Raw genomic sequence first — 8,729 nt, forward strand, 5'->3', positions numbered from 1 at the left:
TTTCTACGACCTGAGAGGTGTTTATGAATCTTACCAGTATTCCCGCATTGCAGGATAACTACATCTGGACACTGACGGACGATGACAAAAATTGTCTGATTGTCGATCCTGGCGAGGCCCAACCGGTACTGGACAAACTCAGGGTAAACCACTGGAATCCGGTGGCCATTTTGCTCACCCATCACCATCACGACCATGTTGGCGGTGTCGCAGATTTATTGCAGCACTATCCCGATTTGGCGGTTTTCGGGCCAGAAGAAACCGCTGATAAAGGGGCAAAACAGATTGTCGCCGAAGGTGATGAATTTACGCTGCTGGGGCTAAATTTCCGTGTCATCGCAACACCCGGACACACTTTAGGACATATCTCATATTTCAGTTCACCTTATCTTTTTTGTGGTGACACGATGTTTTCAGGCGGCTGCGGGCGACTCTTTGAAGGCAGCGCTGAGCAAATGTTTGTGTCATTTCAGAAACTTAACCAGCTCCCAGCCGATACCCTGGTTTGCTGTGCACATGAGTACACTTTATCCAATATGAAGTTTGCTGCGGCTATTCTGCCTCATGACCCGAAAATTTTGGCAAGGTATCAGCAAATTAAGGACTTACGTGCAGAAAATCGCATTACTTTACCCACAAAACTGGCACTTGAGCGGGAAATAAATTTATTTTTGCGCACGCAAGATGCTGATTTGCAAAAGGCTTTAGGGACTAATGTGACATCCGCTCCCTTATGGCAAACATTTGCCGATCTACGCGAGAAGAAAGACCGTTTTTGATATTTCTGGTTGTGTTGTGTGGACCCCTAACGTATAGTTGCTCGTCTTTTAAGCGAACTATTGACACACACATGAAGGCTAAAGCGATATTACTCGCCTCGGTCTTGCTGGTAGGATGTCAGGCATCAAGGAATGACGCCAATATCCCCGTACAGCATGCACAGAGCCTGTCTTCAGCTGGTCAAGGTGAAAATGGAAAGTACGGAGATCGATTGTTGTCGCCGCGATGGCAGGATGATGGAACAAGCCTCGCAGAAGATACTGATCTCTGGAATCACATTAGTGACGAGTTGAAGATGGGGATTCCGGAAAACCCCCGGATCCGCGAACAAAAAACAAAGTTTTTAAGAAATAAGAGCTATCTCCACGATGTAACATTACGGGCAGAGCCGTACATGTACTGGATTGTCGAGCAGATACAGAAACGTAAAATGCCGATGGAACTGGTACTGCTACCCATAGTGGAGAGCGCTTTTGACCCACATGCAACATCTTCTGCGAATGCCGCTGGCATCTGGCAGATTGTTGCACAAACGGGCAAAAACTATGGTTTGAAACAGAACCAATGGTACGACGGACGCCGCGATGTGGTGGCCTCGACCAAAGTTGCGCTGGATATGATGCAGCGTCTGAACGGTATGTTTGACGGTGACTGGTTGTTAACAGTTGCTGCTTATAACAGCGGTGAAGGACGTGTGCTGAAAGCGATTAAACAGAATAAGGCGCGCGGCAAGCCGACTGACTTCTGGCACTTATCGCTCCCCCGCGAGACCACGGTCTATGTACCTAAAATGTTGGCCTTGAGTGAGATTCTCAAGAACAACAAGCGTTACGGTATCAAATTGCCGACCCCGAACGAGAGCCGAGCATTAGCGCGCGTGGAAGTGGGACAGCAAATTGAACTGACGCAGGCCGCCGATATGGCCGGATTGTCGCTCAGCAAGTTGAAGAGCTTCAACGCCGGATATAAAAACGGCACCACTGCGCCAAATGGGCCGCACTACATTATGGTGCCGAAGTCCAACGTTGCTCAGCTTCGCAATTCACTGGCATCCGGTGATATTGCTTCCGTGCAGCCCACCGAGATGGCGAAAGTCAGCGCGGCAGGAAACAGCTACACGGTACGTAAAGGCGACACCTTGTCGGCAATTGCCAACAAGCTTGGCGTAAGCGTCAGTGCACTGAAACAGCAGAACAATCTGCGCAGCGCTTCAGTTCGTATCGGTCAGACTCTGACCGTAGGCGGCAAAGCAACGCAGTTGGCAGATAACGGCAACAGCATCACCTACCGTGTACGTAAGGGTGATTCTTTTGCCAGTATTGCAAAACGTCATGGCGTGAATACCAAAGACGTGATGCGCTGGAACAGTGACGCTAAAGACATTCAGCCGGGCGATAAGCTCACGCTGTTTGTTAAGAATAGCGCAACCCCTGATACTTAATGCTCCGAAAAGGCTGACTTTTGTCAGCCTTTTTCATTTTTATTCTCCTGCCATCCTTCCGCTCCCAGACTTGTTTTCACTGTGGCTTTAATCCCGATAAAAAACCTTTCCGCGTGACACTGCTCAAATAACAGTCATGCAATTCTTGTATGGTAGAAAACACCCTTTATGGTTAAAAAATAGCGCAAGTAAAGTAACGTAAATGTTACATCCAATTGCGCATTGTGCCGCTGAATGAAGTTTCCGTGCGGCTTAATTAACCACCAGTTGGGAAAGGGTTGATGATGAGTGATAGCCTGAATGAACAGTTAAGTGCCGACCAAAAAAGTCCACCACCGCAACCACACATTGCAACGGAAAAAACCGGTTGGTTGCCGCGAGCCCATCCTCTCTCATGGGCTATGCTAGTCATTACCACCCTGGCAATCCTGATGAACTCCATTGACCGCATCATCCTGCCGACGCTGCTACCCGCTATCATGAAGGATTTCAATCTGAGCGAGGTACAAGCAGGCTGGATAAACTCCCTGAGCTTCTTTGGTACCCTCTCAGGGGCTGTGCTCTTCGGTTTACTCTCTGACTACATCGGTAGCGGTTACCGCCGCTGCTACAGCTGGTGCCTTGCGGTGCTGGTTGAAATTGTTTCAGGCGTTGCGACTGCGTTTTGCAAGACGTTGGGCGCCTTTCAGGCACTTCGCGTACTCATGGGCATGGGGACCGGTGGCTCAGAACCCATCAACGTCGCGTTACTGGGAGAGTGGTGGCAAAAAGAGAACCGTGGCTTTGCCATTGGCGTGCACCATACTGGCTTTCCGCTTGGGCAATTTCTCGGACCGGTCCTTATCGCCGCAATTTTGATGTTCGGCGACTGGCGCCACGCTTTTCTGTTCATTCCTCTGATTGGACTGGTGATCGTGGTACTGCAGCTGATCATCGGTACCAAAACGAATCATCAGCGTGTGTTTAATTGGATCGATGAAAATAAGTTAACCCGTCCTATCGAGGCCAAACCGCAGAAATCCAGTTTAAAAAATTCTTTTAGCTGTCTGAAGAACCGTAACTGTCTGATGGCGATTGCCTTGGTGTTCGGTTTTATCTGGGCTGAGATGGGTATTGCTAACTTCTTAACCCTTCAGCTTACTCGTGAAGTGGGCCTGGACCTCTCTACCGCTGCCATTATCTCCGGTGCTTCTGGCATTACGGGCTGGATTGGGCAAATTGCCTGGGGCAGCTTCTCTGATAAACGAGGGCGCAAAACGTCACTGACCTTCATTATTGCTGGCTGGATTCTCGCTTGTACACTGTGCATTTTTATCCACTCAGCCACGCTGGCTTGGGCAATATTGATTTTTTGGGGACTCTTCCGCAATTCACCTTATCCGGTTGCCTATGCGCTGTTAATTGACTCATCGCCGCATGCTGCTGCTTCCAGTTTGGGCTTGATGATTGGTCTGGCAGTTGGCATCGCGGGCATATTAGTTGCGCCTGTGAGCGGCTGGATTATCCATACCTGGGGCTTCAGCGTTCACTATTTAGTGATTGTTGGCATGCTCCTGCTCTCCTGTATTCCGCTCGCTCTGATTAAAGAGACGGTAAACATTAAGAAGTGAGGATGAAATGACTGATCTCTGGACGCAATTACGCAGCAGTAAACTGATTGAGCTGAATCACTTACATCAGATAAGTATGCCGGTGTGGCCAACCCATCCTAAATTTACCGTAGCGGATAACGAGAGCTACCAAGGTGGTGATGGTAACTACAATTGTCAGTTGGTGATGGGAGACCATTGCGGTACCCATGTGGATTCACCGTCGCATTTTATTGAAGGTGGCAAAACCATAGAGCAAATCGATGTGCGCCAGCTCATTGGCCGTGGTGTGTTGCTGGATATGCGTGCTACTGCACCCCGCACCACATTTGGTATAGAAGAGATTAAGAAGTGGGAGCAAGAGCATGGCGCGATCGAGGCTGATGATATTGTCGTATTTCGTACTGGCTGGCATGAAAAATGGGCGCTAAAACCCGATCACAGTGCTTTTTTGCAGGACTGGCCCGGCCTCTCAGCGGAAGGTGCAGCTTATCTAATTCGCAAAGGTGTACAGGTCTTTGGCACTGATGCATTGTCATTAGATGCGTTCGGCAATGAGGGCAATCCCGTTCATCTCGAGGTGCTGGGCAACGATAAACTGATCATTGAGAACCTGACCAATCTGCAATTGTTGCCGCCTCGTTTTACCTTTATCGCTTTACCGCTGCGCATTGAACAGGGTTCCGCATCGCCAGTTAGGGCCATTGCGCTTATAACAGATTAGCGAGCAAAGGATCCGGGAGTAAATTCGACCAGTAAAGGATTGTGGTCCGAGGCCTGTGTGACCAGCACAGAGGCTTCACTGACTTTCATATCACGGTAGAAGACAAAGTCTAACGGACGGCCAAACGCTTTACGGCGGTGGTCGTCCGTGAAGTTCACTTCATGCAATGTCATCTCTTCAGCGAAGCGATAAAGCGCATTCATACGCTGGCGGCTCCACGCGTTAAAATCACCAGCCATGATGACCGGCCCACGATGATGCTGGATCTGTTCACCAATTGGTCCGAGCTGTTTGCTGTAAACATCCACGCCAAGGCTAAAATTCACCGCATGAATGTTCACCACCATTAGCATTTCCCCGGTGGGTAATGGATATGCGGTGACTAACGCCGATTTTGCCAAACGCAGTAAAGGTTCGCGCTCACGCAGTGGACAGCAATACACAGGGTGCGCAGAAGCCAGCGTCATGACGCCAGAAGGATGCTGAGGTAAGACGAAGGCGGGGACCTGATCGGCCGCCAGATAGTTACTGGTGGCGAATTTGACCAACTCAGGCGTCGTCTGCGCTTCTTGCAGTAAGACCAGGTGTGCATCTTTGCCAAAACCTTGCAGCACTGACATCCAGTCTGCCCGCTGCTGCTTAAAGATGTTCCACACTAAAACTCGCAACGCCGGATCCGCAGGTAATGGCGCACCGGGCGGCAGTGCCTGCCCAAGATGCAACATCGCCCCTGGCGGAAATATCCGCTCAGCAGGCTGACCCGCCACGTAACGCATTGCATAAGTTTTCTTTCGCACTTTCCCGCCTGGCTGATTGACGACTACGACTTCACCTGACAGTTATAGGGACTTTGGGGCGGGGTTTCAATTGGTGTTGTTAATTGTCGCAATGCGTTTCACAGCATGGAAAAGCCACAACCCGCCAGATAGCGGGTTATGGTGCGTATTATTGCGTTGCTAATTCCATCCGAGGTTTATCGAGTTGACCGCTCAGTCGAACCAGTAGGAGCGCTGCAAACACAATGACCGCGCCAACCCAGGGTGTCTGTGCCAGACCATAATGCTCAACGATATGCCCCCCCACTAAAGACCCCAGCGCGATACCAATGTTAAAAGCTGCGATATTCAGTCCTGAAGCCACATCCACCGCGCCAGGTGCATAGTGCTCCGCCTTTTGCACCACATACACTTGCAGACCCGGCACGTTGGCAAAGGCAAAAATTCCCATCACCAAAACCGTCGCCAGCGCCAGATAGTGCATACTCGCCGTGAACTGGAACACCAGCAGCAACGCCGCAAGTGCAGTGAAAATCAGCGTCAAGGCATGTACCGCCCCACGGCGATCGGCCAGTTTACCGCCCCAGATATTGCCGATAGCCACTGAAATCCCATATCCCAACAAAATCATACTTACCGCTGAAGGAGAGAATCCAGCCAATGACTGCATCATCGGCGCCAGGAAAGTAAAGGCGGTAAACACACCGCCATAGCCCAGTGCCGTAATCGCGTAAATCAACAGCAGGCGAGGGTTCAGCATCACGCGTGCTTGTTGCGACAATGTGGTTACCGGAGGCTGGGCAATGTTACGCGGTATGAGCACCATGCTGCTGACTAAAGCGATCACGCCCAGTAGCGAAACTGCAAGGAAGCTTTCACGCCAGCCGAAATGCTGTCCAATTAACGTGCCTAATGGCACACCTGTCACCAGCGCCACGGTAAGACCACCAAACATAATCGCGATGGCGCTGGCCGCTTTCTCTTTGCTGACCAGGCTGGTCGCAATCGTCGAGCCTACAGAGAAGAAGACGCCGTGGGCTAAACCCGTTAACAACCGAGCAATGATCAACGTCTCATAGTTTGGTGCCAGCCATGCGACCAGATTGCCTATCGTAAAGAGCGCCATCAGGCCCATCAGTAGTTGTTTACGCGGCAGTTTCCCCGTTAGGGCCGTCAGCACCGGTGCCCCCACCGCCACACCGAGTGCATAGATAGAGACCAGCATTCCCGCTGAGGGCAACGTGATGCTGAGTTGTTCTGCAATCGTTGGAATCAGTCCGACGATGACAAATTCAGTGGTTCCGATGGCGAAGGCGCTGATGGTCAGCGCCCAGAGTGCAAGTGGCATGATTGACTCCCAATAATGTTTTGATGGGAGCCATTATCGACTCATGGTTTAATGACAAAAAGGTGCAAAGTAACAATAGACTTTTGCTGTGGAGAGCATAATGAAGGCATCGTCGGATGAACTTAAGGTGTTTATTGCCGTTGTCGAAAGTGGCAGTTTCAGCCGTGCTGCAGAGCAATTACAGATGGCGAATTCGGCAGTCAGTCGTACGGTAAAAAAGCTGGAGAGTAAACTGGGGGTTGCCTTACTGACGCGCACAACACGTCAGCTGGCGCTCACGCATGAAGGAGAACATTACTTCCGCCGCGTACAAAAACTGATGCAGGAGATGTCGACAGCAGAAAATGAGTTAGTGGAACGCCAGTTGGCACCGCAAGGCGTCTTACGCATTGATGCTGCTACGCCAGTCATCCTGCATTTGATCCTTCCGATGATTAAGCCGTTTCGCGAACGTTATCCAGACGTCACGCTATCGCTTATCTCCTCGGAGAGTTTTATCAATCTGATTGAGCGCAAAGTGGACGTGGCGATCCGCGCCGGTAATCTGACGGATTCAACGTTACGCGCGCGCTTGCTGTTTATCAGCTATCGCAAACTGGTCGCTACGCCGGCTTACTTAGCGAAATACGGGATCCCCCACTCCACCGCCGATCTGGCTCATCATGAATGTCTCGGGTTTGTCGAACCATTGCGTTTGAACCGTTGGCCAATCTCAGACAACGGCCGTGATCTTTACGATATTGAGCCGGGAATGTCATCGAACAGTGGTGAAACAATCAAACAACTGTGTCTGGATGATCAGGGTATCGCTTGCCTGTCGGATTATATGGTAGACAGTGAAATTGCTGACGGGACATTTATAGAAGTGTTAGCGGAACGGCGAGTGCCAGTCGAGATGCCGTTTAATGCGGTCTACTACAGCGATCTGGGCGTCAGTCAGCGCGTGCGTGCATTTATCGACTTTCTTAGCGAGTGGGTCAAGCAACAGCCCTGGCGAATCCAGGGCTGAATGTTGAGGGAATCAATCCCAGTCTGGTGCCAGTCCCTCTGGGCTAACCAAACGCTGCTGGCGATCCAGTGCCGAAATGCGCGCCATATCATCAGCATCCAGAGACAAGTCACATGATTTCATATTGCTGGCCAAATTTTCTCGCTTTGTTGAAGAAGGAATGACCGCATAGCCTGATTGCATCGCCCAGGTGAGCACAATCTGTGCCGGTGTAGCCTGGTGCTTATTGGCAATGTCCTGGATAGTGGCATCCTTCAACGCTTCCCCGTATGCCAGCGTCATATAAGACGTGATATGCAATCCTTGCTGCTTCGCGAACGCAACCACTTCTCTGTTCTGCAGGAAAGGATGCAGTTCAATCTGGTTGGTGGCGATGTTCTCAATACCCACCGCTGCAATGGCTTCTTTCATCAGCGCAATCGGGAAGTTTGAAATGCCAATCTGGCGTGTCAAACCCGCTCCTTTAGCTGCCATCAATGCCTGCATGCTCTCTTTGACCGAGACTGCAGCGCCAGGCGAAGGCCAGTGAATCAGAGTGAGATCAACATAATCGGTTCGTAGCTTAGCGAGGCTATGCTGCAAACTGGGTATGAGTTTGTCTGCTGACAGATTTTCGATCCAAATCTTCGTCGTGATAAACAGCTCAGCACGATCAATAGCGCTTTCTGCGATAGCCTGACCAACAGCAGCCTCGTTTTCATAGATTTGAGCCGTGTCGATTGCACGATATCCCAGTTCCAACGCGGTCTTAACCGAATGGATTACTACATCATCTTGCAGGCGGAAGGTGCCTAAACCAAAGGCAGGAATGGTCATAATGTCCTCATCGTATAGTGTTATGTTTCGATGGGGTGCATTGTGGCAGTTTTACTATTGCTGAAAAATCCGCTTATAAGCACAAGAATATTGCATTTCAGTCAACAATATGGCGGGAATTTTGAACATGAAAAAGCCCTGACTTATTAAGTCAGGGCTTATCAATTAAGTGGCGGAACGGACGGGGCTCGAACCCGCGACCCCCTGCGTGACAGGCAGGTATTCTAACCAACTGAACTACCGCTC

At 50.4% G+C, this 8,729-nt stretch carries 8 protein-coding genes; 5 read left to right on the forward strand and 3 right to left on the reverse strand.

All coding sequences use genetic code 11. The features are described 5' to 3' along the window. Positions 1-23 precede the first annotated feature (23 nt). From gloB to QMZ30_RS24575, 4 genes are all read left to right on the forward strand, one after another. Positions 24-779, forward strand: a complete 756-nt coding sequence (gloB, locus tag QMZ30_RS24560; RefSeq protein WP_283229248.1) for a hydroxyacylglutathione hydrolase — start codon at positions 24-26, stop codon at positions 777-779. A gap of 71 nt (positions 780-850) precedes the next feature. Next, the gene (gene mltD, locus QMZ30_RS24565) at positions 851-2,221 is read left to right on the forward strand and encodes a murein transglycosylase D (protein WP_283229249.1); all 1,371 of its coding nucleotides are present in this window, start codon (positions 851-853) and stop codon (positions 2,219-2,221) included. Between the two features lie 281 nt (positions 2,222-2,502). Continuing rightward, complete coding sequence (locus QMZ30_RS24570; protein ID WP_283229250.1) at positions 2,503-3,831, forward strand: MFS transporter; 1,329 nt, start codon at positions 2,503-2,505, stop codon at positions 3,829-3,831. A gap of 7 nt (positions 3,832-3,838) precedes the next feature. Then, positions 3,839-4,534, forward strand: a complete 696-nt coding sequence (locus QMZ30_RS24575; RefSeq protein ID WP_283229251.1) for a cyclase family protein — start codon at positions 3,839-3,841, stop codon at positions 4,532-4,534. Here QMZ30_RS24575 and QMZ30_RS24580 read toward each other — a convergent pair. Both QMZ30_RS24580 and QMZ30_RS24585 read right to left on the reverse strand, forming a co-directional pair. Next, positions 4,531-5,331 (reverse strand): endonuclease/exonuclease/phosphatase family protein, encoded by an 801-nt coding sequence (locus QMZ30_RS24580; RefSeq protein WP_283229252.1) that lies wholly within the window; start codon positions 5,329-5,331, stop codon positions 4,531-4,533. The genes QMZ30_RS24575 and QMZ30_RS24580 overlap by 4 nt on opposite strands. A 148-nt stretch (positions 5,332-5,479) precedes the next feature. Beyond that, on the reverse strand, positions 5,480-6,658 hold the full coding sequence (locus QMZ30_RS24585) for an MFS transporter (protein ID WP_039337041.1): 1,179 nt from the start codon (positions 6,656-6,658) through the stop codon (positions 5,480-5,482). Between the two features lie 100 nt (positions 6,659-6,758). On the opposite strand from QMZ30_RS24585, the gene yafC reads away from it, so the two are divergent. Continuing rightward, positions 6,759-7,667: a DNA-binding transcriptional regulator YafC gene (gene yafC, locus QMZ30_RS24590; protein ID WP_283229253.1), complete on the forward strand. Its 909-nt coding sequence runs from the start codon at positions 6,759-6,761 to the stop codon at positions 7,665-7,667. A gap of 12 nt (positions 7,668-7,679) precedes the next feature. On the opposite strand, the gene dkgB is transcribed toward yafC, so the two are convergent. After that, complete coding sequence (gene dkgB / locus QMZ30_RS24595) at positions 7,680-8,483, reverse strand: 2,5-didehydrogluconate reductase DkgB (protein ID WP_283229254.1); 804 nt, start codon at positions 8,481-8,483, stop codon at positions 7,680-7,682. Positions 8,484-8,729 lie beyond the last annotated feature (246 nt).

It is taken from the genome of Pantoea sp. EA-12, from assembly GCF_030053355.1.
GTDB classification, from domain to species: Bacteria; Pseudomonadota; Gammaproteobacteria; order Enterobacterales; family Enterobacteriaceae; genus Pantoea; species Pantoea vagans_C.